The sequence below is a fragment of the Streptomyces sp. NPDC088387 genome, from assembly GCF_044753385.1.
Lineage (GTDB): Bacteria > Actinomycetota > Actinomycetes > Streptomycetales > Streptomycetaceae > Streptomyces.
Genome location: NZ_JBIVNC010000016.1, coordinates 1 through 26,861, shown reverse-complemented (window position 1 = coordinate 26,861; position 26,861 = coordinate 1). Strand labels below are relative to the sequence as shown.

Genomic DNA, 26,861 nt, shown 5'->3' with positions numbered 1-26,861 from the left:
GACGCGTGGGTCGTTGTGACGCGTGCGTCGTTTTGACGAGAGCGCGGCGGGTCGTGCTGTTCGTCGGCCGTTCGTCGTGAACCGCGGACCTTGTCCCCCGCGCCGCTTTGCCCCTTGAGCATCACTGACGCGAGCATGGCCAGACAGGACTTTTCGCCCAGCTTGAAAAGCCCAGAACACCGGGGGGAATCGGATGCTCCGTATCCACTTCACCGACGCCGACCTGGCCCGGACCCGCGTCGCGTCCGCACCGGACGCGCTGTGGGAGATCTGCGTGAGCCTGCACCGCTTCCAGACCCGCCACGGTCGCTGGGCCTACGCGGACTGGTACCACAAGGCCCGTGCCCGGCTGCACGCCGCACACCTCACCCGTACGCTGCGCACCCTCTTGTTACCGCTGGTGCCGCGTGCCACCTACTTCCCCGACTTCCTCACCCCACCCGAGGCCGCCGAAGGACTCGACGCCGGTCTGGAGGCCGTCCTGGCCACCCCCCGGCGCCGGGTCCTGGCGGAACTCGGCCATGTCGCCCGCACGAGCGGAGCCCCCACCTGGGCGCCGCGCATGGCCGAACCGGGCCTGCGCAGGGAACTCGTACAGGCGATGCGCGCGTACCACGCCACGGTCGTCGCCCCGCACAACGAGCACGTCCGGGCCCGGTTCGAAGCCGAACGGTCCGCCTGCGCGCGTGCCGTGCTCGACCACGGGATCGAGGGGCTCCTACGGAACCTGGGTCCCGGACTGCGATGGCAGCACCCCGTCCTGCACGCGGTCTATCCCAAGGACCGCGACCTGTATCTGAACGGCCGCGGACTGCTCCTGATCCCGTCCTACTTCTGCTGGGGCAACCCGGTGGCCTTCGGCGACACCACACTGGATCCCGTACTGATCTACCCGCTCAGCCATGAGCCCCACCGCACATCGCTCCCCGGCGACCTCGGCGCCGACGTACCCCTCGCCACCCTGTTGGGCCGCACCCGCGCCGCCGTCCTGCGCGCCGTCGCCCCCGGCGCCACCACCGGCGAACTCGCCCGCGCCACCGGGGTCTCCGCCTCCTCCGCCAGCCAGCACGCCGCCGCCCTGCGAGGCGCCGGACTCGTTGTCAGCCACCGCCACGCCGCGTCCGTGCTGCACACCCTCACCCCTCTCGGAGCGGCGCTGCTCCGGGCCAGCAGTCCCTCCTGACCCCGCTGCCGGGCCGGGGAGCGCGGCTGCTCACGCCGGCGGCTCGTGGTCGCCGACCACCGTCGGCCATGTTCCTTCGGCTCCGGTCGGTTCACTTCGGCAGATCGTGTGACAGGAAGGGAGCGAGCAGCGCGACGAGTGCGTCGGGGCGGTCGAGGGGGATGATGTGGCCGCAGTCCTGGAGCTGGTGTCCGGCCAAGTCGTCCGCGATGGGCCGGAGTTGGTGTTCGAGCCCGGTTCCGACGGGCTGCGAGCCGATGGCCAGGGTGGGCATCGTCAGCCGGGCCGTCGCGACGGCGTCCTGGATCTGCCGCGCGCTGGTGGGCAGGGCCCGGTAGTAGGAGAACGCGCAGCGCAGGGCCTCACTGCCGGTGTACGCGTGGACGAAGGCCGTACGGATGTCGTCGGGCACTCCCCGCCCGAGCGTCCCCGAGTCGAGGAACCAGTCGACGTACGGGCCCTCGTTGCCCTCCAGGACGGTCTCGGCGAGGCCGGGGACGGCGTGGAAGCCGAACCACCACGGGGCGCCGCCCGCGACGACGTGTTCCGCTCCCGGCAGGCGGCCGAGCAGTGCCTCCATCACGACCAGGCGCCGGACGAGGCCGGGGCGGCGCAGTGCGAGCAGGACGGCGGGGGCGGAGCCGGCGTCGATGCCCACCACCGCCGCCGAGGGTTCGCCGAGTGCGTCGAGGAGCCCTTCGGCGTCGGCGGCGAGGGTGCCTGCGTCGTATCCCTCGGCGGCTCGTGTGCTGGCGCCGAAGCCTCGCAGGTCCGGGGCGATGACCCGGTACTGCCCGGCCAGTCGGCCCATCAGGCCGCTCCAGAGCCGCCAGGTGTGCGGGAAGCCGTGCAGCAGGAGAACCGCGGGGCCGTCCCCGGCGATCGCGACGTTGAGGTGGACGCCGTTCGTCGCGATGCGGCGGAGGTGGTGTGCGGTGGTGGTGGGTATGGCGGCGGGCATGGCTGCGGCTCCCGTGGCTGGTGGTTACCATTGGTGACCACAAAACGATAGGTAACTGCCCGACCGCTGCCTAGACGGCACTTTCAGGAAACGTGGTGAGCCACAGGTGACCACCCGGCGAGCCCGGACCGCTGTCCCCGGGACACGCGGTGATCTCTTCGATCCCCTTTGCCCGACGCGGCAGTTGCTGGGCCGCATCGGTACGAAGTGGACGTCCATGGCCGTCAAGACACTCGCCGACGCCGCACCGGACGAGGTGCGCTTCGCCGAGCTGAAACGCCGGATGCCCGGCGTCTCGCAGAAGATGCTGTCCGTGACGCTGCGCAGCCTGACCCGTGACGGGCTGGTGTCACGCCGGGTCGAACCCACCGTGCCGCCACGCGTCTTCTACCGGCTCACCCCACTCGGCCAGTCCCTGGAGGTCGCCCTCGCGGGCCTGCGCACATGGGCGGAGGACCACATGGCCGAGATCGACGACGCCAACGAGGCTGCGGACCAGGGGGGCGACGAGGGACAGATGGCGGCCGGGTTCCGCGCTCAGCGCGGTTCACTGCCGGACGGAGTTCCTCAACTCCCGCATGCAGCAGTGGACATGAGTCGCGGCCCCGGGAAACCGGACACGGTGCAAGCCTCTTGATCACATAGCCTCTCCTGGTACGCAGACGACAAGGGGAGGACCATGCGAGGCAGAACAGTCTGGGCGGCGGCCGGTGGGGCCGCAGCCCTGGTACTGATCACGGCGACCGGAGCGCACGCGGAGGGGCGGGGCGACGTCCGTGTGGTGAAGACCGTGGTCAACAAGGGCAACAACGTCATCGTGGGGACGTCCCAGACGATCCGCTACCCGATCGACATCACCATCAAGGACAACTCGGGTGTGAAGGGGATCAGCCGCATCAGCACCTTCAACCGGTCGAAGCTGTACGGCTTCGCGGACTGGGACAACGAATCGTCCTGCACGAAGAAGAGCGCGACGACCTCGGTGTGCCGGGCCATGATGACCATCGAGCCCACCTGGATCGCGGACAGCGACGACATCGACACCAACAAGGTCGCCGGCGTCTGGCAGCTCAACGCCACCGTCGATGCCAAGGACGGTGACTACTGGATCTCCGACAACATCGCCCAGTACAAGGTCAAGCGCGCCGTCCGGCTCACCACGGTGATCACGCCCGAGAAGGTCGCCAAGGGCTCCACGGTGACGGTCAACGGCAAGCTGTCGCGGGCCAACTGGGAAGACCTGAAGTACCACGGGTACAGCGGGCAGAAGGTGAGGCTCCAGTTCAAGAAGAAGGGAGCCGCCACCTACAGCACCGTCAAGACCGTGACGGCGGGCAGCGCCGGAAAGCTGACCACCAAGGTGAAGGTCACCGCGGCCGGCAGCTGGCGCTGGTACTACCCCGGCACCACCACGACCTCGCTCAAGGCATCGTCCGGAGACACCCTCAACCTGAGGTAGCCCGCCAACGGCATCTCGGCCAGGGCGCGTTCGGCAGGCGGCACCGGCCTGCGGAACGCGCCCTGTGCGCATGCCCGGGACCGCCTGCCGTCAAGACGACGCCTTCGACGACCTGAGAGCCTGTCCACTCCCGGGCGCGAACAACGCCCTCAGTCAACGATCCATCCTGGCCATAAACGATCGTTGAGGAAATCCGCGAGCCGGAGCTAGTGTGCAGACCGCGCACCACAGTTGATCCGCCGAGCATCCAGGGAGTGCAGTGGTAGACCCTGCCCCGTCGCTGCAAGCGACACTGGCGCGCCTCGAGACTCTCCTCGCGGAGAGCGGCACCGGACGATCGCAGCTTCTGAGGCCCGCCGAACTCGCTCTTGCGACCGCTCTGCCCGAAGAGACCATCCGTACCCTCCTGCGGGGCGAGGAGGTCCCGTCGGACACGGTCAATGAGCGAGTCCGCTCACGGATCAAGGCTCTCGCGGACGCTCACATGGCACGGACGAACAAGCCGATGTCGGAGTTGGCGACCGGTATTTCCCAGCAGTTGGGTGTTTCCACGTTCTGGGCCCGACAGGTGTGCACCGGCGAGAAGGTGCCCAGCGTGGCGTTCCTGCACGGGCTTGTCGGCTTCTTCGGCAAGTCCCAGTACGGCGAGGCGTTCTTCACCGCCCCTGCTGCCGACGCCCTCGACCGTGCCCTGCAACCCGTCCTCGCCACGCTGGAACCCGCGGCCGCGAACCAGACCCGAGCAGGCGAGGCCGCGGCGACTGCCGGGACCGAACACGACGACGTCCGGGGTATCGCCCTGAGGCAGGCACGGAATCTGCCGCCCGAGCGGTGGAAGGTGCTCAACGCGACCCTGACGGCACTGCTGCTCCTCGACGACGGTGAAGAGGACTTGTGAACACCAGGCCTCGGGCGATGCGCCGGCTCAGCGCCCAACTCGTAAGCAACTTACCCTCGTCCACCCACAACGAGGATGTCATCCCGGCCATCGGCGAGGCCTTGAGCGCGGTCCGCGGACGTCCCGTCCGACTCCGCGAGGCCGTGTTCCCGCCGGCCACCGCCAGCGGGGTGTGGGTGGACAGGACCGGCCACGACCTCATCGTCTACGAGCAGAACACCGATCAGGAACACCAGCTCGTCATCATCGGCCACGAGGCGTGGCACATGTTCCAGGACCACGGCCGCGGCGGCCTCGACCTCAGCCCCACGGCGTCACGCGGCGCGGCCGACGAGGCGGCGGGAACGCTCGCCGCGTTTGTCGCCGCCCTCTCCCAGGCCACCCGGGCCGACCTGTCCCCCGACCAGAACATGGACGTCGGCCTGCACTTCGCGGCGCGAACCGACACCTGCGGCATCCACGAGGAGGTCGAGGCGGAACTCTTCGGCTTCCGCTTCGCCACCGACGTACAGGCGGCGAGGGATCAGTTCCGGGCGGCGGACGATCCGCGCAACCTCACCGGGCGGGTCGAAGCGTCGATGGCACACCGCTTCCGGCGGAGCTGACCCGGCTGTCAGCAGACCCTTTGCCGCAGACCCTTTGACGCGGGCCTCGTGCCGCAGACCTCCAGCCGCTCTACGCGAAGGAAGCAGTCAGGTGACATCCGGACCGAGCAGCCTCGGCTTCTACGTTTACGGGATCATGCTGTTGCTGGTCTGCGCCATGAAACTCCCGGCGCTGGCGAGAAGACCCCGCGACATGCTGTTACGCGCGGCCTGCCTGCTCCTGTTCGCCGCCGGCCTCCTTATGATCTTCGCCGCGCCGGCCTCGATCTCCGCACTCAACCGGACCAGCGGGACGGCCAACTTCGCGGCGCTCGTGGTCTATGCGACGACGACCGCGTTCTCCGGGGCGAGCCTGCTCCTGATCGTCAACTGGCGTCCCGCGCCCGCGGAGCAGACGCGGCGCATCTCCCGCATGTGCGTGGGCGCCTACAGCCTGGCCGTCCTTCTTATCGCCGTCCTGTTCTGGGCCGGGAACGCCCCGGTGCCGCAGCCCACACTCTTTGACGCCTACTACGCCACCACCCCGTACATCCGGGAGATGATCGTCCTCTACCTGACGGCACAGGGGGTGGCCATGGCGGTTGCGAGCATCCTCTGTTGGCGCTGGTCCCGGCAGGTTCGTGGGTCCTTGAAGGCGGGGCTGACGATCCTCGCCGCCGGCTACCTGATGATCCTCTGCTACGACGCCATGAGACTGGTGGCGGTGGGCGCGCGGTGGACGGGACAGGATCTGGACTTCCTCGTCGACGAGGTGTCCGTGCTGCTGTCCGCTCCGGCGTGCATTCTCGGGGCCCTCGGTTTCGTCCTCCCGCTGGCAGGGCCGCGCATCGCCGAAACCCTGCGAGCCGTACGGCAGTTGCGCCGGCTCGCCCCGTTGTGGAGGGCCCTCGGTGCCGTACCCACGCCGGGCGCCGTCCGCGCCGAACTCGTCTGGTGGCGTACCCCGCCCGCGCTCCTGCTCACAGGACGCAAGACGGCACTCTACGACGCCATCCTCGCCCTGGCCCCCTACTGCGACCCGGCCGTACGGGAAGCGGCCCACCGCGCGGCGCTGCACCACGGTCTGGACTCCGCACAGGCCGCCGTCACCGCGGACACCGTCATGATCCTCACCGCCCGGGACCGCCGGCACACCGCCCCCGACGAACTCCCCGAAGTCCCGCTCGCGGCCGGCTGGCCCGCCCGGGATCTGATCCCGCTCTCGCGGTCACTCGCCTCGCCCGTCGTCCATCGCCTTCAAGCGCAGTACGCAGACCCAGAGAAAGCAGCACACCATGAGTGAAGATCCGCACCGCGCATCCGGCCACGCCCTTGTGATCGGGGGCAGCATGGCCGGGATGCTCGCCGCGGCAGCGGTCGCGGACCACGTCACCTCCGTCGAGATCATCGAAGCCCATGAACTGCCCGAAGGACCCGAACCGCGTACCGGCGTCCCTCAGGCCGTACACATCCACTTCCTCCAGACCGGCGGCTGCGAGGCGATCGACGACCTCCTGCCCGGCTGCACGGATGCCCTCATCGCCGCCGGCGCGAACCGTATTCCGGTCACCAGCAATATGCTCATCTATTCTCCCGAGGGCTGGTACCGGCGCTGGAACCGCGCCACCCACCACGTGATCACCGCAAGCCGAGACCTGACCGACTCCGTCGTCCGACGGCAGGTCCTCAAGCACCCTCACATCCGAACGCGCACCCACACCAAGGGAGTTGGTCTCCTCGGCAGCCGTCGCCGGATCACGGGCCTGCGCGTGCGCAACGCCGACGGCACACACGCCGACCTGTACGCCGACCTGGTGATCGACGCGTCCGGACGAGCCTCCCGCACACCTCAGTGGCTGGAAGAACTCGGCGTCACCGGCCTGGGTGAAGAACGCATCGACTCCGGCCTCGTGTACGCCAGCCGCTTCTACCGCGCCCCGGTCCCCACCCGGGACTGGCCGGTCGTCGGTATCCAGGCCGACCCGAGCCTGCCACGCCCCGGCAACGCCGGCGGCATCCTGCCGATCGAGGACGACCGCTGGCACGTGAGCCTGATGGGCGCGCCGGGCGGACACCCCACCGCTGACGCGGAGGCCTTCGAACCCTTCGCCCGCACCCTGCGCCACCCGCTCATGGCCGACCTGCTCAAGAACGCCGAACCGCTGACCGACGTCCGGGTCACCCACAGCACCGCCAACCGCCGCATCCACTACGAGCGCCTGCGCCCAGGTCCCGAAGGCCTCGTTGTGCTGGGTGATGCCGCCGCCGCCTTCAACCCCGTCTACGGGCACGGCATGTCCGCGGCCGCGCAATGCGCCGTCGCCCTGCGCGACTCGCTTGCCGAGGGGCGGAATCCCGGCCTCACTCACCGCGCCCAGCGCGCCATAGGCCGTCGTATCGACACCGCGTGGACACTCGCCGTGGGCACGGACATCCACTTCCCGACCACGGTCGGCCACCGCCCCAACCTTCCCGAACGACTGTTGCGCCGCTACGTCTCACGCCTGTCCCGAGCGGCGACCGGCTCGTTCCACGCGGCCACCGCGCTGACGGACGTCCTGGCGTTGCAGGCGGCTCCGGTCTCCCTGGTCGCCCCAAGTGCCCTGCTGACGGCGGCAGTCGGGCCTCTGCGCCGACCGCTCGACCAGCCCCAGTTCACGCGGGCCGAACGCAGACTGCTGGCGCAGGTCGGCCAGTCTGCCGTAGATCACTGACAGGACAGGACAGGACAGGACAGGACAGGCCTGGCCGTCGAAAGTGGGCCGTCTGTGACTCGACAGCCGTCTTCAGTGCCGTCGGTGCGGGCCGAGTTCCATGAGTACGTCGCCGAGTCGGGCGGCGGTCAGGGGCGGTGCCTGTAGGGCCGACGTGGTCGGGTGGGCGCGGAAGCCGTCGAGGAGCAGGGTCAGTGGCCGGGTCCAGGCGTTCGGAGCGACGGTGCTCAGAGCGGGCACGACGCGGCCCAGCGCCGCGAGGGCGAGGAGGACGTCCTCGGTGGTGAGGTCCGGGCGGACGGTGCCCTGGGCCTGGCCGCGCCGGAGCAGGTCCGCGACGGTGTCGCGGTTGTGGGCGTGAATGGCCTCCAGGGAGGTCACGTCTTCCAGGCCCGTGGTCATGAGGTCGTTGGTGCCGCGGTCCGCGGCGAGCGTCGCGAACACGGTGTGCAGGTACTGGGTCAGCCCGCTCCACGGGTCTTCGGAGCCGCGTGCTCTCTCACCGGCGGCCATGGTCTCGGTGAGCGCGTCCCGGAAGACCTCGTCCACGAGTGCGGCGCGGGTCGGAAAGTGGCGGTAGAGGGTCGCGTTGCCGACCCCCGCGCGCCGGGCGATCACGTCGAGCGGAGCGTCCAGCCCCTGCTCGGCGAAGACCTCGCGGGCCGTCCGCGCCAGCAGCTTCCGGTTGCGCAGCGCGTCGCGGCGACCGGTCGGCGTGTGCCCGCCCATGGCCTCTCCTTCGTTGTCGTCGTGCCCCGTACCGGAGAGCGCTCCCCGGTACGGATGCTACCGACGACCGAGCGGCCGACGGCTACCAGCGCACCGGCAGCTCTCGCAGGCCCCGCATGAGGCTGGTGCGCCACCGCGGTGTGCCGTCACCGTCGTGGGCGAGGCGGGGGAAGCGATCCAGCAGGAGACGCAGGGCCAGCGCCGCCTCCAGGCGGGCCAGCGGGGCGCCCAGGCAGTGGTGCAGGCCGTGCCCGAAGGCGAGGTGGGCCCGGGTCGTGGTGGGGTCGCGGTGTATGTCGAACCGTTCGGGGTCGGGGAAGCGCGCGGGGTCGCGGTGCGCGGCGGCGAGGGAGAGCACCACACGCGCGCCGGCGGGGATCGGGGCGCCGCCGAGGGTGAGCGGTTCGGCGGTGTAGCGGTAGGTGCCGGCCGGCACCGGCGATTCGAAGCGGAGCGTCTCCTCCACGGCGCCCTTCAGCAGCTCCGGGTCGGCGCGGAGTGCGGCAAGCTGCTCGGGGTGGCCGAGGAGCAGGTGGACGGCGTTGGCGATGAGGTTGACGGTGGTCTCGTGCCCCGCGACGAGCAACAGGAAGGCCATGCCGAGCAGTTCCTCCGGGGCGAGCCGGCCGGCGCCCTCCTCGTCGTGGGCGCGGACCAGCGCGTGCAGCAGGTCGCTCTCCGCCGCGTCCCGGATCCGCCGTTTCTCCTGCACGAGCCCCGCGAGATATACGGCCATCTCCTGGCTGGCACGCGTGGACTCCTCCGGATCGTCGAGAGCGAGGACCTGCGTGGACCACGCCCGGAAGGAGGCCCGGTCCACGTCCCGCACACCGAGCAGCTCGCAGATGACCGTGAGCGGCAGCGGATAGGCGTACGCGGCCACAAGGTCGGCACGGCCGTCGGCGGCCACGGCGTCCAGAAGCGCACCGGCCGCTTCCTCGACGCGGGGCCGCAGCGCCTGGACCCGGCGGGCGGTGAACTCGCGTGCCACCAGCGTCCGCAGACGGGTGTGGTCGGGCGGATCGACCTGAAGCATGTTGCGGCCCACGGCGTACAGCCCGTCGTCCTCGAAGTCGGCGGAGTGCCGCACGTCGTTGCGCAGCCTCGGATCGGCGAACGCGGACCGCACCTCCTCGTACCCGACCACCAGCCACGACTCGTCCCCGGTGGGGAACCGCACATGGTGCACCGGCCCCCGGCGACGCAGCGCGGCGAAGGCGGTGTAGGGATCGACGGTGAAGTCGTCGGTGAGGTCGGCGAGTTGGACGGTGGGGTACTGCGTACGCATCGACAGCTCCCGAAAGAAGTGGGGACAGGTCCCCGTTTGGGTGTCGGGCGACGGTAACACGAAACGGGGAGTGCTCCACGTTTTGGCGTCGGGCCGGATCGCCTGACATACGGCGCCCGCCGTCCATCAGGCGCGCAGCGCCCGCCACCGGGCCCGAAAACCCCCTGTGCCCGCCCCCCCGGCATGTGATCATCTTTCCGGAGCGCCGTGTCTGTCGGTGTTTCCGTCGCATCACCGCACCCTGGGGGGCAGCAATGGGATTCTTCTCTGCCGTACGTACAACACGATTCAGACCCGGCGTCGCCGGGGCGGTGGCAGCGGGGTTGGTCGCGGTCGGCGTTGCGGCGCCCGCGTTCGGCGCCGACGAGCCGCCGCAGACCGATCAGCTGTGGATCAACACGCCGTACGAGCAGACACTGCCGCTCGGCGTCGACGGCGGCCTGCCGCAGGCCCGCACGCTGGGCATCGGCATCTACCACGACAACGGGAACTTCACGGTGACCGACGGCAGGCTCACCGTCGACGTCTCCGGCCTCGCCGGGGTCGCCGACGTGACCTGGCCCGACAACTGCACACCCAGCGGCACGAGCGCGGTGTGTGACATCCCCGTGGTCCCCACGATCGGCGGCGACTACCAGGACCAGGTGTTCCTGACGGTCCACGCGGCCGACGGCGCGGAGGCCGGCGCACAGGGCAGGATCACCTACGGGGCGACGGCCACCGGCGGCCCCGACGGCACACTCACCGCACCTGACGAGGGCTTCACCACCACGCTCACCGTCGGCGCGGGCCCCGACCTCGCCATCGAGCCGATCGCCAGGATCGAGGACGGCCGGCCCGGCGACGAGAAGACCATCCCGTTCAAGGTGACCAACACGGGCAACGAGAGCGCGAGCGGATTCACCGTCAAGCTGTACGCCTCGTACGGGCTGATGGACCTCACCCGCTACGACGCCTGCACCTACACCACCACGAGCGGCGACGAGTACGCGCCGTCGAACAAGGCGATCTGCGCGTTTGACCAGGTCCTCGCACCGGGCGACTCCTTCCAACTGCCCGAGCCCCTGACCGTGCGCCTCGCCCCGCACGCCCTGAACGAGCGCCTCGACATCGACGTCGAGCCGGGCAACGGAGCCCAGGACCTCGACTCCACCAACGACTACACGGTTCTCCCGGTCAACGCGGACAGCTCCGCGGACTTCTCCGTCAGCGGCGACACCATCTCCGGCGCGCCGGGCGAGACGGCCACGGCCGAGCTCACGTTCAGGAACAACGGCCCCGCATGGCTCGGCAACCTCGGATCCGGCGACCCCGTCGCCAAGGTCCGGCTGATCGTGCCCGAGGGCACCCGTGTCACCGGTGTCCCGTCCGGCTGCACCCCGCGCACCCTCACCGGCGGCTACCACGAGAACAGGACGGGCGCCCCGCGCTACGACTGCTCCCTGCCGTACTGGGTCCTTGAGGACACCCGGCGTACGTTCACGTTCTCCCTGCGGATCGACACCGTTGTGCCCGGCGCGACCGGCGCCGTGAGCATCCACCCCGAGTACGGGGAGTTCGGGCAGTTCCCGTTTGGCTTCGACCCGGATCTCACGAACAACACGGCGGCCCTGACGGTCAGTTGACCGGCCTCGACCCTCGCCGGTCGGCGGTCGGCGGCCGACAGAGACCGGGATTTGTGACCCCGGCGCCCGGACGGCGCGAGATGATGTGGAGAGCGTAGGCGGGCAGCCCGCCGGGCGTCGGTTACCGGCGGCGGTATCGAGGGGGAGTGGACATGGGTGACTGGGCCGTGATCGTGCAGTACGGCGCCGGCGAGACGTACAAGACCGAGTTCGTCGGCAGCGGGTGGGGCACGAAGGAACAGGCACTGGAGGAGCTGCGTGCCGCTGCCCACACCTATGTGCCGAGCAGGAGCCTCATCGAGAAGCGTCGTCGCGTGTACCGCCTCTCCGACCAGGAGTCGTACCTGGTGGTGATCAGGGGCAAGATGACGGAGTGGGAGTGCACGCTGCGCATCGCGGAGCTGGTCTCGGACACGGCCGACCCGGAGGTGGCCGGGAGGGCCCAGTGGACGGACGGCGCGGGGGTGGTGGCCGAGGGGCCGCAGGACCGGGTTCCGCCCGGCTACTGAGTGGGCCGGGCGTCTGCTCCGGGTCGTCCTGCTCGCCGCGGACGGTCAGCTGCGTACGTGCAGACCAAAACCCGTGCGGCCCGCGGACTCCAGCCCCTCCTTCAGATGCAGTGCGGGGATCTCGTAGTCGCCGAAGTTCTGGCGGCGGAACGCGATCGGTTCCGTCGACTCCAGCGTGAGCAGGCGCTGTTCCCAGGCCTTGGCGACGTCCGGGTAGTCCTCCTCGGTCATGCGGTCGGTGCTGTACAGCACAAACGGCGGCAGCACCTCGATGCCCGGGTAGTAGAGGATGCCGTGGTGGATCGGGAACAGCAGGTCGTCGATGGGGCCGTTGATCCCGCGAGCGGCGTAGTGCGACTCCGGGCCGCCCGTGGTCACCGACAGCAGGGCCCTCCTGCCCGCGAGGGTGCCTTCGCCGAAGCGCTCGCCGTACTGGGTGTCGTTGTGCTCGCCGACGCCGTACGCGAAGTGGTACGTGAACACCCGGTCCACCCAGCCCTTGAGGATCGCCGGCATCGTGTACCACCACAGCGGGAACTGGAAGATGATCGTGTCGGCCCACAGCAGCTTCTCCTGCTCGGCGCGGACGTCCGCGGTGAGTGTCCCGGCGTCGAAGGCCCGGCCCGAGTCCAGGGCGACCTTCAATGGACGTGACGCGCTGGGACCGTAGTCCGCGGCGTCCACGACCGCCTTCCAGTTCATCGCGTACAGATCGCTCACCCGTACCTCGTGCCCGGCGCTCTCCAAGGTCGACACGGCGAGGTTCTTCAGCGAGCTGTTGAGCGACTTCGGCTCCGGGTGGGCGTGGACGATCAGCGTCTTCACGGGAACTCCTTCGAATCGGATGCCCTCGATCCTGGGCGTCGCGGCGCCCGGCGTTCAGGGGCGCCTCTTCCGTCGGACGGGACTTCCTGGTACTGGCAGGACCACCTTCACGGGCGCCGCCGCGGCCATACTGGGAGGCATGGACGATCTTGCGGGCTTCCTCCGGACCCGGCGGTCCCGGGTCGACCCGGCGGCCGTGGGCATCCCCACCGACAGCCGCCGCCGGGTCGAAGGGCTGCGCCGCGAAGAGGTCGCGCACCTGTCCGGAGTCAGCGTCGACTACTACGTCCGTCTGGAGCAGGGCCGCGCGACCCAGCCGTCCGAGCAGGTCCTCGACGCGCTCGCCCGCGTCCTCGGCCTCGACGAGACCGAACGCGGGCACCTGTACCGGCTCGCCCGGCAGCGCCGCCGTCGCGCGAAGGCGCCGGGCAGCAGGGTCCGGCCGGAGCTGCTGCGCGTCCTCGACCTGGTCGCCGACGCACCCGCGCTGATCTTGGACTACCGCCTGGACGTTCTCGCCGGGAACCGCCTTGCCGGGCTGCTCTACGGGCGGCCGATGCCGGGTCTGAACTCCGCCCGGCACATCTTCCTGGAGGAGGCCGAGCGCGGCCTCTACGCGGACTGGGAGAAATGCACCCTCGACGTGGTCGGACACCTGCGCCTGGCCGCCGGCAAGTACCCCGAGGATCCGCGCCTCGCCTCCCTCATCGGTGAACTGGCCATGGGCAGCGAGCGTTTCCGCCGCCTCTGGGCCCGCGCGGACGTGCGCGCCCGCACACACGGCCGCAAGGCGTACCGGCACCCGCTGGTCGGACTGCTGGAACTGCACCAGGAGAACTTCGCGCTGCCCGACGAGTCCGGCATGGAGCTGCTGGTGCTGTCCGCCGCGCCCGGCAGCCCCACCGAGGACGCGCTGCGCCTGCTGGCGGGCCTGGGCGCGGACAGCGGTGACGGACGGCCTACGGTGAAGGCTCGGCCCATGGTGAGGGCTCGGCTCACGGAGAGAACTCGGCCCACGGACAGGCCTGAGGCGGGCGAGTAACTCGACGGCCGACTACCCGCCGGGCGGCCGGACCTGAGCCGGTCTCAGGACCCCGGCCCCCAGTTCTGCGCGCTCGGGTGGGCCGCGCGCGTCGACGTCAGTGGCAGGTTGATGTGGGACGCAGCCCGCGCGGACCGTTCGATGGTGTAGACGCCGCCCGCGAGCGCGGAGAGCTGCTGCGGGGTCGGAGACACGGGGTAGTGGAAGTCGGCCGGCGTCCGGCTGGTGAGGGCGACCCGGATGCGGTAGCCGGCCGGGATCTCGGTGAAGCCGGGGAGCAGGGCGATGTCGTAGCGGGTGGTGGCCCCCGGTACGACGGGCCGGCCGGACGCCTTGGTGAAGGGGTGGCTCGGCTTGAGCAGGGCGCCGTTGCCGCCGTACCAGCTTTCGCCGCGGTCCACGGCGCGGCCGCTGCCCAGGAGGACACCGTCGGACTGCTTGGTGACGGTTCCGTCGGGGGCGACGATGCTGAGGGTGGCCGACAGCTGGGTCTCGGCCGTGGTCGACGCGGCGTGGACGGTGACGGCGGCCGGTCCGTTCAGCAGGCTCGGTCCGGTGAGCGGGGCCGTGTCGTAGGTGAGGGTGTTGCCGGGGGTCGCCGCCGCCCAGGCGAGGCTGTCCCGGCCCCGGCCCGCCGGCTTCGCCGTCGTGAGGGAACCGGCGCCGAGGTAGTAGGTGCGGGTGTCCGCCGACAGGGGCCACGCGGCGCTGTCGACCCACCTGTTCGCGCCGTTCTCGAACAGGTGCAGGGGAGTGGAGGTGGCGGCCATGCCCGTCGGCGCGTTCTTGAGCCAGGTCTCGAACCACCTCAGCCGGATCGACTGGAGGGTGGGCTCGTCGACGTGTTCACCGTGCGTCCACGGTCCGACGATTGCCTGGTATCGGCCGGTGACGGCGTCGGAGCGGGTGATCGGACCGGTCAACGGGCGGCCGAAGTAGGCGTTCTGGGCCGCCGTGTACGCGCCGAGGTTTCCGGCGGGGAAGAGGTCGTACCAGCCTGCCTGGGAGAGGGCCGGAATCCCGTTCCGGACGATCCGCGGCATGAGCTGCTCCACGTTCAGGTCCTGCCAGTACGCGTTGTTGTACGCGCGCGGGCCGCCGTTCGCCTGCTGGGCGATCGTCTCGGACAGCGGGTCCGTCGCCGGGTCGTCCTCGGGTCCGCGCGGCAGGCCCCGGCCGATGGAGGCGACGAAGTCGGTGGGGATACCGCCGTTGGCCGTGAGGTCGTTGTAGAAGTCCGAGTCGGTGCAGAAGGGGGCGATGGCCTTGAGCGGTGACTTCCTGCCGACGGCCGCCGCGGTGAACCACTGGTTGACCCCGAGGTAGGAGCAGCCGTCCAGACCGACCCTGCCGTTGCTGTCCTCCAGTGAACGGGCCGCCCAGTTCACCAGGTTGGCGCCGTCCTTCCCCTGCCGGTCGCCGAACCAGTCGGCCTGGCCGCCGGAGGCCGCGGTGCCGCGTACCGCCGACGCCACGAAGATATAGCCGCGCCGCACGAAGTAGGTGCCGTTGTCGGTGGGGTCGCGGCGCTGCTTGCCGTACGGGTTCTGGGTCAGCAGTACGGGGAAGTCGCCCGAGGCGCGCTCACCGGTCACCGGGTCCGTCGGGTACACGACGTCGACCGCGATCTTCACACCGTCGTCCATGGTGACGGTCATGGGGACCGGCTCACTCACTCCGTACGTGGCCTTGGGCGGCTGCCACGGGGTGGTCCTCGCCGGTGCGGCCGTCGTGGCCGTCTGTCCGGCGGCCACCAGGACCAGGGCCGACAGTGCGCCCGCCAGGACGGAGACGGTACGGGGCAGTTGCTGTCCTCCGGTGTTCATGGCACGTGTCACGAGAGTCCTGCCTCTCTTCGCGTAGGCGCGACCGGCCGGCCCGCGGCTCACGGGCCGGCCGGTGTGCGGGGGTGACTACTTCTCGTGCGGGGCCTTGTACGTCTTCGCCTCGTCCGCCTCGAACAGGGGCTGTGCGGAACGGAGTCCGCCCTCGGCCGCGGCGTCCGGGCGGGCGATGTACACCTGCCGGGTGGCCGGGGCGCCCGGCTTGGAGTAGTCGAGGGTGGCCACGAGATCGCCGGTGTCGGCGGAGGTGGTCTGCTGCATCGCCGCGAGGATGCCGTCGCGGGTCAGGTCCTTGTTGTCACAGGCCGTCTTCAGGATCGAGCCCCACACCTCGGCGACCGCGTAGCCGTACGGGACACCGGCGTTGGGCGGCTCGGCGTACCCGGCCTCCTTGTAGGCCGTGGCGATCTCCTCGGCCTTGGGCAGGTCGGCGGAGTACGGCACGGTGCTCGCGGCGACATACAGCTTGTCCAGCGCCTTCGCGGCCGGGCCCTCGTGCAGTACGGGGTCGAAGGCCGGGTTGTTGGCGAGCACCGGGACGTCCAGGCCCAGCGCCTTGTTGGCGGCGAGCGCCGATCCGGTCTGACCCGGTGTGGTGGTGAGCAGGATCGCCTTGACGCCGTCGCCCTTGAGGCTCGTCACGACGTTCGTCAGGTCGGTGTCCGTCGACGTGATCTTGACGTCACGCAGGTTCAGGTTGTGCTGTTCCGCGTAGTAGCGGGCGCCACGCAGCCCGTTGGCGCCGTACTCGCCGTCGACGTAGATGTGTCCGACGGTGTCGCCGTCCTTGATCAGGCCCTCCTTCTGGAGATAGGACAGCCCGTCGATCATCTCGATGTCGTACGTGGTGCCGACGACCATGACATACGGGTTGCTCAGCAGCTCGGACGACCAGGAGGCGGGGGTGGTGGTGACCTTGTCGGACTGCACGTCGCCGGCCAGGGCGGCCACGATCGGGGAGCCGGTGAGCTGGAGGAAGCCGAGCACCTTCGGCTCCAGCTGCGGATACAGGGTCTTCGCGGTGTCGGCCTTGTAGCCGTGGTCGACGACCTCCAGCTCCACCTGGCGGCCGCACACCCCGCCCGCCGCGTTGAGGTCCTTCACCCACAGTTCGTTGCCGCGGGTGATGGCGGTCGCGAGGCTCTTGAACACCCCGGTCTTGTCCGTCATCACACCAAGGGTGATCGTCTTGTCCGTCACGCCGACCCCGGTCCGCACCCCGTCGGACCCGGACGAACCGTTCTCCTCGTCGGCCGCCTTGGTGCTACAGGCGGTGGCGAGGACCAGCAAGGCGCAGCACGCCGCGAACCGTTTCATGCTCGTCTCCCTATGGACTGTGTGAGCCCCCGGCCGATCGCGGCCAGTCCGCCGGGTGCGAACAGCACGATCAGGACGATCGCCGTTCCGTACACGAAGGAACCGACGAGGACCGGGGTGAACGCGCCTTCTTCCGTGCCGGCGAACCAGCCCAGATCCACGGAGTACAGCGCGAGGATCTGCGGCAGGCCGTTCACCAGGACGGCACCGGCCAGCGCTCCCGGCACGGAGCCGAGACCGCCGATGACGGCCATCGCGAGATACGCGATGGAGATGTTGATCCCGTAGGTGCCGAACTCGCTCTCGTCCGGCTTGAGGATGTCGAACCACAGCACGGTCATCACACCGGCGAGACCCGCGTACGCCGAGGACACCGCGAACGCGCCGGCCTTCGCCCGTCCCACGTCGACGCCCATGGCCGCCGCGGAGGCCTCGTTGTCCCGTACCGCCCGCCAGGCCCGGCCGACCCGTCCGGTGACGGCTCCGCGGGCGAGGACGTAGGCGATGACGAGGAGGGCGAGGAAGAGGTACCAGACACGCTCGGTCTCGCCGAGAGGTACTCCCGCGACCGCCAGATTCCCCTCGTCGGAGAAGGAGAACCCGAGGAGTTCGAAGGTGGCGGGCGGGCGGCCCGTCGACGTGCCTCCGGTGAAGGAGGAGACCTCCTGGCCCAGGTACAGGCCGAGGAACACGAGGGAGAGCGAGGCGACACCGAGGTAGATGCCGCGCAGTCGTCCCGCCACGGGGGCGAACGCCAGCCCCAGCGCCGCCGTGATGACGACCGCGCCGACCAGGGCGAGCAGCGGGTCCCAGCCGAGCCCGGCGAGGTCGCCGGTGGAGGGGCCCGCGAGGACCGTGTAGGAGGTGGCTCCGGCGAGTACGAAGAAGGCGTGGGCGAGGGAGAGCTGACCGGCCTGACCGCTCAGCAGGGTCAGTCCGATGGCGCCGACCGCGCCCACCATCATGAACTGTCCGGCTTTCAGCCAGGGCGCGGTGAGGTAGAGCGGCAGCACGAGCAGCAGCAGAAGGGCCGCGGCCCAGCCGGCCGTCCGCAGTCGGGACGCGGGCATCCGGAACGTGGACGCGGGGACGCGGAACCTAGACACGGGCCGTCTCCCTCGTACCGAACAGTCCTGCGGGGCGGACGACCAGGACCACGAGCATCACCAGGAACACCGCGCTTTTGGCGAAGGCGAACGAGATGTAGTGCGCGGACAGCGCGTCGACCAGGCCGACCACCAGTCCGCCCACCACCGCGCCCGCGGTGGAGTCGAGGCCGCCGAGGATCGCCGCGGGGAAGGCGGCGAGGGCGATCGAGTGGGTGCCGCGTGAGAGGCCGGCACCGGAGAAGTCCTGCGTGGCGATGAACAGCACCGCCACGCCGGCCAGCACACCGGCCACCAGCCAGGCCGCCGCGGTCACCTGCGAGCTGCGGATTCCGGCGAGCGCGGCGGCCTCGCGGTTCTCGGCCTGGGCGCGGATGCGGATGCCCCAGGTCGAGTAGCGGAAGGCCAGGAAGAACGCGCCGATCAGGACGATCGCGACCGCCAGGGCCACCAGATGGGTGCGGAACAGGGTGATGCCGCCGACGGAGACCGGGTGGGAGTCCCAGCCCTCGCCGAGGAACGGTACGGAGACGCCGAGCCGGCGCACGATCTCCTCGGTGATCACCACGTCCGCGCCGATGGTCAGCAGCGCGAGGCTGAACGGATCGGCGTGCCGGGACAGCGACATCAGCCGCTCCAGGCCCACCGCGAGCAGCCCGGCGCAGACGATGCCGATGGCGGCCGCCGCCACCCAGCCGACCTCGTCGCGGGTGGCCACCACCAGATAGCCGCCGAACATCACGAACGAGCCGTGGGCGAAGTTGACCACGCCGGTCGCCTTGAAGATGACCACGAAGCCCAGGGCGAGCAGGGCGAACACGGCGCCCTTGCCGATCCCGTTGACCGACAGTTGGACGAATGTGTTCACGCCACAGCCTCCGTACCGAGATAGGCCTTGATGACCTGGGGATCGTTCTGGACCTCGGACGGTGTGCCGTCGGCGATGACCCGGCCGAAGTCGAGGACGGTGACCCGGTCGGCGATGCCCATCACGAGGTTCATGTCGTGCTCGACCAGGAGCACCGAGATGCCGAGCCCGTGGTTGACCGACTGGATCGTGCCGGCGAGTTCCTCCGTCTCGGCGGTGTTCATGCCGGCTGCGGGCTCGTCGAGCAGCAGGAGCGAGGGCTCCACCGCGAGCGCGCGGGCGATGTCGACCCGCTTCGCCTGTCCGTACGGCAGTGAGCCGACGGGTGCGTCGAGGAGGTCGCCGAGGCCGAGGAACGCGCAGATCTCCGCCGCCCGCGCCGTGTGTATCCGCTCCTGCCGGGCGGTCAGCCTCAGGGCGCAGGACAGGAATCCGCCGCGGGTCAGGGAGTGCCGCCCGAGCATCACGTTGTCGAGCACGGTGGAGTGGGCCGAGAGCGCGGTGTTCTGGAAGGCGCGGCCGATGCCGAGTCCGGCCCGCTGATGGGGCCGCAGGGCCCGCAGGTCGCTGCCGTCGAAGGTCAGCGTGCCTTCCGTGGCTCGGTAGAGCCCGCCGATCACGTTGAAACAGCTGGACTTTCCGGCGCCGTTGGGCCCGATCAGTGCGTGCAGGCTGCCTCTGGTGACGGTGAACGACACGTCGTCCAGGGCCCGCAGGCCGCCGAAGCGCAGGACGAGATTGGCCACGCGGAGTTCGGTCACCGGGACCACCTCACGAGCGAGCGCGCCTTGGGCGGGGTCCAGGTGGGGAGGGCGCGTCGGCCGTCCGGTGCGGGCGCCTTCGCCGTACGGCCGCCACCCGTGTCGGTGTCATCGGTGTGGCCGTCCGCCGCGTGGCCCCCGAGGTACAGCCGCCGCAGTTCCTCGCTGCCGGAGAGCTCGGACGCCGGGCCGGACAGCGCCACCTTTCCGACGTCGAGCGCGACGACCCGGTCGGCGACACCCAGCGCCATCATGGCGTTCTGCTCGACGAGGACCACGGCGGTGCCCTGGGCGTGGATCTCCCGGATCGTCGCCGCGATCCGCTCGACCATCTTCGGGGCGAGACCGAGCGAGGGCTCGTCGAGCAGCAGCAGCCGAGGGCCGGACATCAGGGCCCGGCCGATGGCGAGCATCTGCTGTTCACCGCCGGACAGCAGCCCCGCCCGCTGCTTCGCGCGCTCCGCGAGCACCGGGAACATGTCCAGCACCCGGTCCCTGGCCGCGGCGCGTGCGGAGGCGGAGGCGACGGTGACACCGCCGGCCCGGAGGTTCTCCTCGACGGTCATCCGGGCGAACACCTGGCGCCCCTCGGGAACACCGACCACGCCCATCCGCACGATCGCGGCCGGATCGAGCCGGTCGATCCGCCGGCCGTCGTAATGGATCTCGCCCTGGGTGACCGCGCCCCGGTGCAGGCGCAGCGTCGCGGAGATCGACCGGAGCACGGTCGACTTGCCCGCTCCGTTGTTCCCGAGCAGGGCGAGGATCTGGTCGTCCGCTACATCGAATCGGATGTCGTGCAACGCGGCGGCCGACCGGCCGTACCGCACACACAGTCCTTGAATGGTCAGCACGCTGAGCCTCCGCTGCGAACCGGCGACTTTGCCGGTGGCCGTATTGTGCGAAGGGCTCCGCGCGGGCCATACCCCCAAGTGGAGAGGTGGATACGGCGATCCGTACCGGTTGCCCGGTCGTTACAGCAGTCCGGCCTCGCTGGCCTTGCTGATCGCCTCGACCCGGTTGCGCGCACCGAGCTTGTGCAGCGCGGACTGGAGATACGTCTTCACGGTGTTGCGGGTGAGGCCGGTCGCGTCGGCGATCTCCGGGTTGGTCCTGCCCTGCGCGGCGAAGCGCAGCACCTCGTACTCACGCCGGGTCAGACCGCTGCGGGCCAGGGCGTCGGAGCGCTGTGAGTCGTCCGGGAAGATCCGCGGATCCACCACGCGTTCGCCGCGCAGCACCCGCCGCAGCGCGCTGACCAGATCGGTGCCGGCCACGTCCTTGAGGAGGCCGCCGTCGGCGCCCGCCTCGATCGCGGCGATGACCGCGCCGTGGTCCGCGTGCGCGGTGAACACCACGATCTTTCCCGCCGGATGGACCTGCCGCAGCCGGGTCACCACCTCCGGCGCGAGCATGTCCGGCAGCCGCAGATCGAGCAGCACCAGATCGGGCCGCAGCTCCATCGCCCGCTCGATCGCCGCGTGCCCGGACTCGGCGGAGCCGACGAACACCAGGGACGGATCGGAGCGGAGCAGCAGGGTCACCCCGTCCCGCACCACCGGGTGGTCGTCCACGACCAGCACGGACCCGGTCACGCGGGATCCGGCAGCCAGGCGCGCAGGGTGCACCCGCCGTCGTCGTCACGCACCAGGCTGACCCGGCCCGCCATCCGCGCGGCGCGCTCGGCCAGCGACCGTACGCCCATACCCGTGCCGTTCGGCTCCGCCGCGGCAGTGCCCCCGCCGTCGTCCGCGACGACCAGCTGGACGCCGCCGTCGCACGGGCCGAGGCTGACGATCACCGAGTGCGGCCGGGCGTGCTTCTCGACGTTGAGCAGTCCTTCCCTGACCACGGCGAGCAGCAGTGCGGTGCGCTCGGAGTCCATCGGCGCGACCTGTCCGAGTTCCACGAACCGGGCCGGCACACCGGTACGGGCTTCGAAGGACCTTGTGCACGCGGTGAGTTCCACCGGCAGCGCACGTTCCGGTGTGGTGTCCGACAGGGCCAGCAGTGACTCCCGCAGCGCGCTGGACGCCGCCGAGATGTCGGACTCCAGCCGTGACAGGCGGGTCTCCAGCGCCGGATTGTCGTGGATGGCGTGGTGCAGATCCCGGACCTGCACCCCGATGGAGAAGAGCAGCGCCCCCACCGAGTCGTGCAGCGCGTTCTGCATCCGCTGCCGCTCCGCCGTGACCGCGGAGGTCGCCTTGGACTCGGCGACACCGGCGACGCGCAGCGCCGTCGCGGCCTGCTCCGCGATGCCTTCCATCCGCTGTACGGCCGTGTCGCCGAAGTCGGTCGCCGATCGCATCGCGGCGTAGGCGACCGCGACCGTCCGGGATTTACTGATCACGGGTACGGCGATCATCGCGCCGAGGCCCTCGCCGCGGACCTGCGCGTCGAAGTGGTGGGTGATCTCGGGCGAGGTGACGTAGTCGCTCACCCGCACGGCCCGGCCGAGTGCCATGGCCCGGCCGCCGATGCCCTGGCCGACGGGGACGGTGAGACCTTGCAGCAGGTCCGTTCTGGTGCCCGACATCCACCGGACCACCGCCTGGCCGGGGCTCTCCAGATCGGCCACGAACCCGGAGTCGACACCGGTGGTGGCCCGGATGAGCCGGGCGGTGCCGTGCAGCGCCACGATCCGGTCCATCACCGTGAGCAGACCGTCCCGCTCGCACAGCAACGCGTCGAGCACGTTGATCTGCTCAACGGCACGTTCGGCGGGCCCTTGCCTCATGGCGGCAGGGTGACACAGGGGTGGCGGTCCGGGACATCCCCAGGTGGAGATATCTCTGGAGATGTCTGTCGGGTATCTTCAGACGCTTTTGGCCCGTGCTTCGCGCAGGTCGACCACCCGGCGCAGTTTCCCGGTCGACCGCTCCAGCGACCCGGGCGGCACCACCTCGACGTCCACACGGACGCCGATGTCCTGTTTCGCCAGGTCGGTGAGGTGCTGCGAGACGGACGTCCGCAGCTCCGCGGGTGCCTCCACCTCCACCGTCAGCCGGTCGAGACGGTCGGCGGAGGTCAGGACGATCCGGAAGTGCGGTGACGCTCCGGCCGTCGCGAGCACAACCTCCTCGATCTGCGAGGGGAACACGTTGACCCCCCGCAGGATGATCATGTCGTCGGTACGTCCGGAGACCTTCTCCATCCTGCGGAAGGCGGGGTGGGCGGTGCCGGGCAGCAGCCGGCTCAGATCACGCGTCCGGTAGCGGATCACGGGCATCGCGGTCTTGGTGAGCGAGGTGAACAGCAGCTCGCCGTGGTCGCCGGGCGGTAGTACGTCCGCGGTGGCGGGGTCCACGATCTCCGGATAGAAGTGGTCCTCCCAGATGTGCAGACCGTCCTTGGTCGTCACGCTCTCCTGGGCCACCCCGGGACCGATCACCTCGGACAGCCCGTAGATGTCCACGGCGTCCAGGGCGAACCGCTCCTCGATCTCGGCGCGCATCCCCTCGGTCCACGGCTCGGCGCCGAAGACACCCACCTTGAGCGAGCTCGTCCGCGGATCGATGCCGGCCCGCTCGAACTCGTCGGCCAGCGCCAGGAGATAGGACGGCGTGACCATGATGACCTCGGGCCGCAGATCGGTGATCAGCCGTACCTGCCGCGCGCCCATCCCGCCGGACGCGGGGACGACCGTACAGCCGAGCCGTTCCGCCCCGTAGTGCGCGCCCAGCCCACCCGTGAACAGCCCGTAGCCGTAGGCGACATGGACCGTGTCGCCGGGCCGCACCCCCGCCGCGAGCAGCGAGCGGGCCATCACGTCGGCCCACACGGAGATGTCCCCCTCCGTGTAACCGACCACCGTCGGCTGCCCGGTGGTGCCACTGGACGCGTGCACCCGCCGCACCCGGTCCCGCGGCACGGCGAACATCCCGTACGGATAGTTCGCGCGCAGGTCCTCCTTGGTGGTCACCGGGAAGCCGGCCAGATCGTCCAGCTCCCGGCAGTCCTCGGGATGCACCCCGGCGTCGTCGAACCGCTTCCGGTAGAAGGGGACATGGTCGTACGCGTGCCGCAGCGTCCACCGCAGCCGTTGCAGCTGCTGCGCACGCAACTCCTCCGGCCGCGGGGTGGGAATCGACGTCTGGGTACGGCTCCATCGCTGCACGCCTGCACACCTCCTGGGCACGGGCACCTCGCCCGACCCGCCGCATGGTGGGCCACCCGGCGGCTGTCCCAGAACCCCCATGTGGAGAGGTGCTCACCCCCGCCCGGGGCGCGGACGAGGGGTCAGCGCAGTCCCGCGAAGAGGTCGGTCTCGGGTACGGCCGCCCCGGTGGTGTCCCGGATCCGCAGGAACGTCTCCACACCCATCAGCTCGCCGAACCGCTCCCTGCCCATCCTGAGGAAGAAGATGTTCTCGCCCTGGCTGGCGTGTGCGGCCAGCGCGTCGAACTTCTGGCCGCTGTACGCGGTGGTGTCCACCCACGTGGTGACCTCGTCGTCGGGAAGCCCGATGCCGGCCATCGCGTCGTCCTCGGCGGGGTCCGGCTCCGGCACGTCCTCGGCGAACTCGCGCATGGTCTCCCCGAACCGCCGCACGGCCGAGTGGGGCATCGTCGTCCAGTACACCTTCGGCGTCAGCCCGGTCAGCTCCAGCGCCGCCATCGTGATGCGGTGGGCCTGGATGTGGTCGGGGTGACCGTAGAAGCCGTTCTCGTCGTAGGTGACGACCACGTCGGGCTCGTAGTGCCGCATCAGCTCCGCGAGGCGGGCGGCGCCCTCCTCCACGGGGGTCCGCCAGAAGGATCCGGGGGCGTCGTTGGTGGGCCAGCCCATCATTCCGGAGTCGGCGTAGTCGAGCATCTCCAGATCGCTGATCCGCAGGACCTCGCAGCTCTCCTTGAGTTCCTGGCGGCGTATCGAGGCGACGGCCGTCGGGTCGTGCCCGGGGTCGCCCGGCTTGACACCCCCCGGTCCGTCTCCGCAACCGCCGTCGGTACAGGTCACCAGAACCGTGCGGACTCCTTCCGCCGCGTACTGGGCAAGGACTCCTCCGGTTCCGGTGGCCTCGTCGTCGGGGTGGGCGTGCACAGCCATCAGCGTCAGGGGCCGGTCGGCCATAAGAAGTCCTCCTGCATAAATGTGTCCGCGTGCGCAGACATGTCCGTTCAGTGCAACAGCGCCGGTCGGACCTGCTGTTCCCGGCAGGGCCCGCGGCGTGCCGTGCCCGGGCTACGCCGGGTGCGGCGGGCCGACGACGAGCTCGGCCAGTGACCGTGCGGCCCGGGCCGGGTGGGCGTCGGGGCGGGTCACGGCGTAGGCGAGCACACCGTCGACGAGGACGACCAGCTGGGTCGCGCCCACCACCGGATCGGGGTGGCCGAGGCGGGTGAGTTCCGCGGCGAACACCGCACGGAGATCGTCCTTGTACGCGCGGACCACGGCGTGGGCGGGGTGTCCGGGATCGGTGAGCGACAGTTCGGCCGCGGTGTAACGGCAGCCGTGGAACTCCGGGTCGGTGGTGATCCGCTCCAGGTCGTCGAAGGCGGCGAGCACCCGCTCCGCGGGATCGTCGCCGGCCCGGTCCATCACCTCGCGCAGTCGGTTCAGCGCGGCAGGGGAGCGCAGGGACTCGGCGACGAGGCCGTCCTTGCCGCCGAAGTGCTGGTAGAGCGAGCGCCGGGCGACGTCGGCCGCGCTCAGGATGGCGTCCACGCCGACGTGCATACCGCGGCGGTAGGTGAGGTCACGCGCCGCTTCGAGCAGCCGCTCGCGAGGTCCGGGTCTGGTCGTCACGCGCTCGATCCCGCCCTTCCCTTGACAGTAGAACGACCATTCTATCTACTTCAACCATGAGTAGACCAACCGTTCTACCAAGCCGAGCGGGCGCCGCGGGGACCGGCGGCGCGCTGTTCACCCGCTTACTGCCGCTCGCGGTGGCCATGTTCGCGGTCGGGACCGACGGGTTCGTCATCGCGGGGCTGCTTCCGGAGATAGCCGCGGACCTGGACGTCGGGGTGCCGGCGGCCGGACAGCTGGTCACCGTCTTCGCGCTGGCGTTCGCCGTGTCCGCGCCGGTCCTGGGCGCGCTCACCAGCGCGCTCGACCGACGAACCGCCCTGCTGCTGGCCCTGGCCGTCTTTACGGTCGGCAACGCCGCCACCGCCCTGGGTCTCGACTACCGCACGGTGCTGGCCGCCCGGATCGTCACGGCGACCGGCGCCGGTCTGATCGGCGCCGCCGCGTTCAGCGCCGCCACGGCACTCGCTCCGGCACAACGCCGCGGTCGCGCGCTCGCGTTCGTCATGGGCGGACTGACACTCGCCATCGCGTTCGGACTGCCGGCCGGAACCTTGATCGGCGGCGCGGACTGGCGGATCACCCTCTGGGCGGTCGCCGGGCTCGGTGTCGTCGCGGCGTCGGGTGTCGCGGTCGCGCTGCCGCGGATCCCGTTGCCGCCGGACAGGCTGCGGGCGCGACTCGAACCGCTGCGCCGGCCCTGGGTGTTCGCGATGCTCGGTGTGACGACGTTGACCCTCGCCGGCACCCATCTGCTGTACACCTACATCAGCCCCGCCCTGGAGGGCGCGACCGCGGGCTCGGTCACCTCGCTGACCGTGGTGCTGCTGGCCTGGGGTGTGGGCAACATGATCGGCAACACCCTGGCCGGCCGGCTGGCCGACCGGTACCCGCCGTGGTGGGTCGTGTCCGCCGGGCTGGCCGCGGCGACGCTGCTGCTGTGCGTCGGTCCGGCGGTGGTCGGCTCGCTGGGGACCGCGACGGTCTGGGCCGTGCTGTGGGGGGTGTGCGTGTCGCTTCCGGTCGTTCCGCAGCAGAGCCGGTTCGTGGCGTACGCGCCCGGCGCCGCGGCGGTCCTGCTCGGGCTGAACTCGTCGGCGATCTACCTGGGCGTGGCGCTCGGCGGCGCCCTGGGCGGACTGCTTCAGGACCAACTGACCCCGGCCCGGCTGGGGTTCGCGGCGGCGGGGGTCAGCCTGGCGGCGCTGCTGCTCAATGTGGGCACTGTGCGGCGGGGGCGGGGGCGGGGGCGGGGGCGGGGGCAAGGGCGGGGGCGGGGTCGGTGAAGGTGCCCCGGGGCGCGACCCGGGGCACGGCATCGGCGGCCCGCGGGTGCCGGCCGCCCAACGGCAGCAGCCCACGCGGGCACCCTGCCGCACAGACCGTCGCCCTGG

The 26,861-nt window shown here is 70.7% G+C and carries 25 protein-coding genes and 1 pseudogene; 11 read left to right on the top strand and 15 right to left on the bottom strand.

From position 1 onward, the window contains the following. Positions 1 to 193: 193 nt before the first annotated feature. Complete coding sequence (locus ACIQAC_RS33020; RefSeq protein ID WP_402197646.1) at positions 194 to 1,183, top strand: helix-turn-helix domain-containing protein; 990 nt, start codon at positions 194 to 196, stop codon at positions 1,181 to 1,183. A gap of 91 nt (positions 1,184 to 1,274) precedes the next feature. Here the strand turns inward: ACIQAC_RS33020 and ACIQAC_RS33015 are convergent, their stop codons facing one another. Next, complete coding sequence (locus ACIQAC_RS33015) at positions 1,275 to 2,144, bottom strand: alpha/beta fold hydrolase (RefSeq protein ID WP_402197645.1); 870 nt, start codon at positions 2,142 to 2,144, stop codon at positions 1,275 to 1,277. A gap of 106 nt (positions 2,145 to 2,250) precedes the next feature. On the opposite strand from ACIQAC_RS33015, the pseudogene ACIQAC_RS33010 reads away from it, so the two are divergent. The 6 genes and pseudogenes from ACIQAC_RS33010 to ACIQAC_RS32985 all read left to right on the top strand — a co-directional run. Further along, positions 2,251 to 2,655, top strand: a pseudogene (locus ACIQAC_RS33010) (winged helix-turn-helix transcriptional regulator); the annotation flags it as partial. A gap of 168 nt (positions 2,656 to 2,823) precedes the next feature. Then, positions 2,824 to 3,603 carry a hypothetical protein gene (locus tag ACIQAC_RS33005; RefSeq protein WP_402197643.1) on the top strand — a complete coding sequence of 260 codons (780 nt, stop codon included), beginning with the start codon at positions 2,824 to 2,826 and terminating at the stop codon, positions 3,601 to 3,603. Between the two features lie 484 nt (positions 3,604 to 4,087). Continuing rightward, entirely contained in the window at positions 4,088 to 4,501 is a 414-nt protein-coding gene (locus ACIQAC_RS33000) for a hypothetical protein (protein WP_402197642.1), read from the top strand. After that, on the top strand, positions 4,498 to 5,106 hold the full coding sequence (locus tag ACIQAC_RS32995) for a hypothetical protein (RefSeq protein WP_402197641.1): 609 nt from the start codon (positions 4,498 to 4,500) through the stop codon (positions 5,104 to 5,106). The genes ACIQAC_RS33000 and ACIQAC_RS32995 overlap by 4 nt, the downstream gene beginning before the upstream one ends. Positions 5,107 to 5,197: 91 nt before the next feature. Then, positions 5,198 to 6,388: an MAB_1171c family putative transporter gene (locus ACIQAC_RS32990; RefSeq protein ID WP_402197640.1), complete on the top strand. Its 1,191-nt coding sequence runs from the start codon at positions 5,198 to 5,200 to the stop codon at positions 6,386 to 6,388. Next, entirely contained in the window at positions 6,381 to 7,799 is a 1,419-nt protein-coding gene (locus ACIQAC_RS32985) for an FAD-dependent monooxygenase (protein ID WP_402197638.1), read from the top strand. The genes ACIQAC_RS32990 and ACIQAC_RS32985 overlap by 8 nt, the downstream gene beginning before the upstream one ends. Positions 7,800 to 7,871: 72 nt before the next feature. Here the strand turns inward: ACIQAC_RS32985 and ACIQAC_RS32980 are convergent, their stop codons facing one another. Further along, positions 7,872 to 8,528, bottom strand: a complete 657-nt coding sequence (locus ACIQAC_RS32980) for a TetR/AcrR family transcriptional regulator (protein WP_402197636.1) — start codon at positions 8,526 to 8,528, stop codon at positions 7,872 to 7,874. Between the two features lie 82 nt (positions 8,529 to 8,610). Further along, entirely contained in the window at positions 8,611 to 9,816 is a 1,206-nt protein-coding gene (locus tag ACIQAC_RS32975; protein WP_402197634.1) for a cytochrome P450, read from the bottom strand. A 311-nt stretch (positions 9,817 to 10,127) separates the two neighbouring features. Between ACIQAC_RS32975 and ACIQAC_RS32970 the strand changes: the two genes are divergently transcribed. Together ACIQAC_RS32970 and ACIQAC_RS32965 are read left to right on the top strand one after the other, a co-directional pair. Further along, a complete protein-coding gene (locus tag ACIQAC_RS32970; protein ID WP_402197633.1) occupies positions 10,128 to 11,441 on the top strand; it encodes a CARDB domain-containing protein in 1,314 nt (437 codons plus the stop codon). Between the two features lie 152 nt (positions 11,442 to 11,593). Then, positions 11,594 to 11,950, top strand: coding sequence for a hypothetical protein (locus tag ACIQAC_RS32965; RefSeq protein ID WP_402197630.1), 357 nt, complete (start codon positions 11,594 to 11,596; stop codon positions 11,948 to 11,950). A gap of 45 nt (positions 11,951 to 11,995) precedes the next feature. Here the strand turns inward: ACIQAC_RS32965 and ACIQAC_RS32960 are convergent, their stop codons facing one another. Further along, positions 11,996 to 12,775, bottom strand: a complete 780-nt coding sequence (locus tag ACIQAC_RS32960; RefSeq protein WP_402197627.1) for an NAD(P)H-dependent oxidoreductase — start codon at positions 12,773 to 12,775, stop codon at positions 11,996 to 11,998. 139 nt (positions 12,776 to 12,914) lie between these two features. Between ACIQAC_RS32960 and ACIQAC_RS32955 the strand changes: the two genes are divergently transcribed. Then, a complete protein-coding gene (locus ACIQAC_RS32955; protein WP_402197625.1) occupies positions 12,915 to 13,817 on the top strand; it encodes a helix-turn-helix transcriptional regulator in 903 nt (300 codons plus the stop codon). 44 nt (positions 13,818 to 13,861) lie between these two features. Here the strand turns inward: ACIQAC_RS32955 and ACIQAC_RS32950 are convergent, their stop codons facing one another. The 11 genes from ACIQAC_RS32950 to ACIQAC_RS32900 all read right to left on the bottom strand — a co-directional run bounded on the left by ACIQAC_RS32950 (position 13,862) and on the right by ACIQAC_RS32900 (position 25,464). Then, complete coding sequence (locus ACIQAC_RS32950) at positions 13,862 to 15,643, bottom strand: CocE/NonD family hydrolase (RefSeq protein ID WP_402197623.1); 1,782 nt, start codon at positions 15,641 to 15,643, stop codon at positions 13,862 to 13,864. 87 nt (positions 15,644 to 15,730) lie between these two features. After that, positions 15,731 to 16,978 (bottom strand): ABC transporter substrate-binding protein, encoded by a 1,248-nt coding sequence (locus tag ACIQAC_RS32945; RefSeq protein ID WP_402197622.1) that lies wholly within the window; start codon positions 16,976 to 16,978, stop codon positions 15,731 to 15,733. Next, positions 16,975 to 18,084 (bottom strand): branched-chain amino acid ABC transporter permease, encoded by a 1,110-nt coding sequence (locus ACIQAC_RS32940; RefSeq protein ID WP_402197619.1) that lies wholly within the window; start codon positions 18,082 to 18,084, stop codon positions 16,975 to 16,977. The genes ACIQAC_RS32945 and ACIQAC_RS32940 overlap by 4 nt, the downstream gene beginning before the upstream one ends. Beyond that, positions 18,077 to 18,952 (bottom strand): branched-chain amino acid ABC transporter permease, encoded by an 876-nt coding sequence (locus ACIQAC_RS32935; RefSeq protein ID WP_402197618.1) that lies wholly within the window; start codon positions 18,950 to 18,952, stop codon positions 18,077 to 18,079. Before ACIQAC_RS32935 ends, ACIQAC_RS32940 begins: the two co-directional genes overlap by 8 nt. Next, a complete protein-coding gene (locus ACIQAC_RS32930; protein ID WP_402197617.1) occupies positions 18,949 to 19,713 on the bottom strand; it encodes an ABC transporter ATP-binding protein in 765 nt (254 codons plus the stop codon). The genes ACIQAC_RS32935 and ACIQAC_RS32930 overlap by 4 nt, the downstream gene beginning before the upstream one ends. Further along, complete coding sequence (locus tag ACIQAC_RS32925; RefSeq protein ID WP_402197614.1) at positions 19,710 to 20,567, bottom strand: ABC transporter ATP-binding protein; 858 nt, start codon at positions 20,565 to 20,567, stop codon at positions 19,710 to 19,712. The genes ACIQAC_RS32930 and ACIQAC_RS32925 overlap by 4 nt, the downstream gene beginning before the upstream one ends. Before the next feature lie 120 nt (positions 20,568 to 20,687). Continuing rightward, positions 20,688 to 21,308: a response regulator gene (locus tag ACIQAC_RS32920; RefSeq protein WP_402197612.1), complete on the bottom strand. Its 621-nt coding sequence runs from the start codon at positions 21,306 to 21,308 to the stop codon at positions 20,688 to 20,690. Further along, positions 21,305 to 22,453 carry a GAF domain-containing protein gene (locus ACIQAC_RS32915; protein ID WP_402197611.1) on the bottom strand — a complete coding sequence of 383 codons (1,149 nt, stop codon included), beginning with the start codon at positions 22,451 to 22,453 and terminating at the stop codon, positions 21,305 to 21,307. Before ACIQAC_RS32915 ends, ACIQAC_RS32920 begins: the two co-directional genes overlap by 4 nt. A gap of 78 nt (positions 22,454 to 22,531) precedes the next feature. Then, positions 22,532 to 23,833: a phenylacetate--CoA ligase PaaK gene (gene paaK / locus ACIQAC_RS32910; protein ID WP_402197609.1), complete on the bottom strand. Its 1,302-nt coding sequence runs from the start codon at positions 23,831 to 23,833 to the stop codon at positions 22,532 to 22,534. Positions 23,834 to 23,955: 122 nt separating this feature from the next. Then, entirely contained in the window at positions 23,956 to 24,789 is an 834-nt protein-coding gene (locus ACIQAC_RS32905; RefSeq protein ID WP_402197608.1) for a PIG-L family deacetylase, read from the bottom strand. A 111-nt stretch (positions 24,790 to 24,900) separates the two neighbouring features. Then, the gene (locus tag ACIQAC_RS32900) at positions 24,901 to 25,464 is read right to left on the bottom strand and encodes a TetR/AcrR family transcriptional regulator (RefSeq protein ID WP_402197605.1); all 564 of its coding nucleotides are present in this window, start codon (positions 25,462 to 25,464) and stop codon (positions 24,901 to 24,903) included. A 56-nt stretch (positions 25,465 to 25,520) separates the two neighbouring features. Between ACIQAC_RS32900 and ACIQAC_RS32895 the strand changes: the two genes are divergently transcribed. Beyond that, complete coding sequence (locus tag ACIQAC_RS32895) at positions 25,521 to 26,753, top strand: MFS transporter (RefSeq protein WP_402197603.1); 1,233 nt, start codon at positions 25,521 to 25,523, stop codon at positions 26,751 to 26,753. Positions 26,754 to 26,861 lie beyond the last annotated feature (108 nt).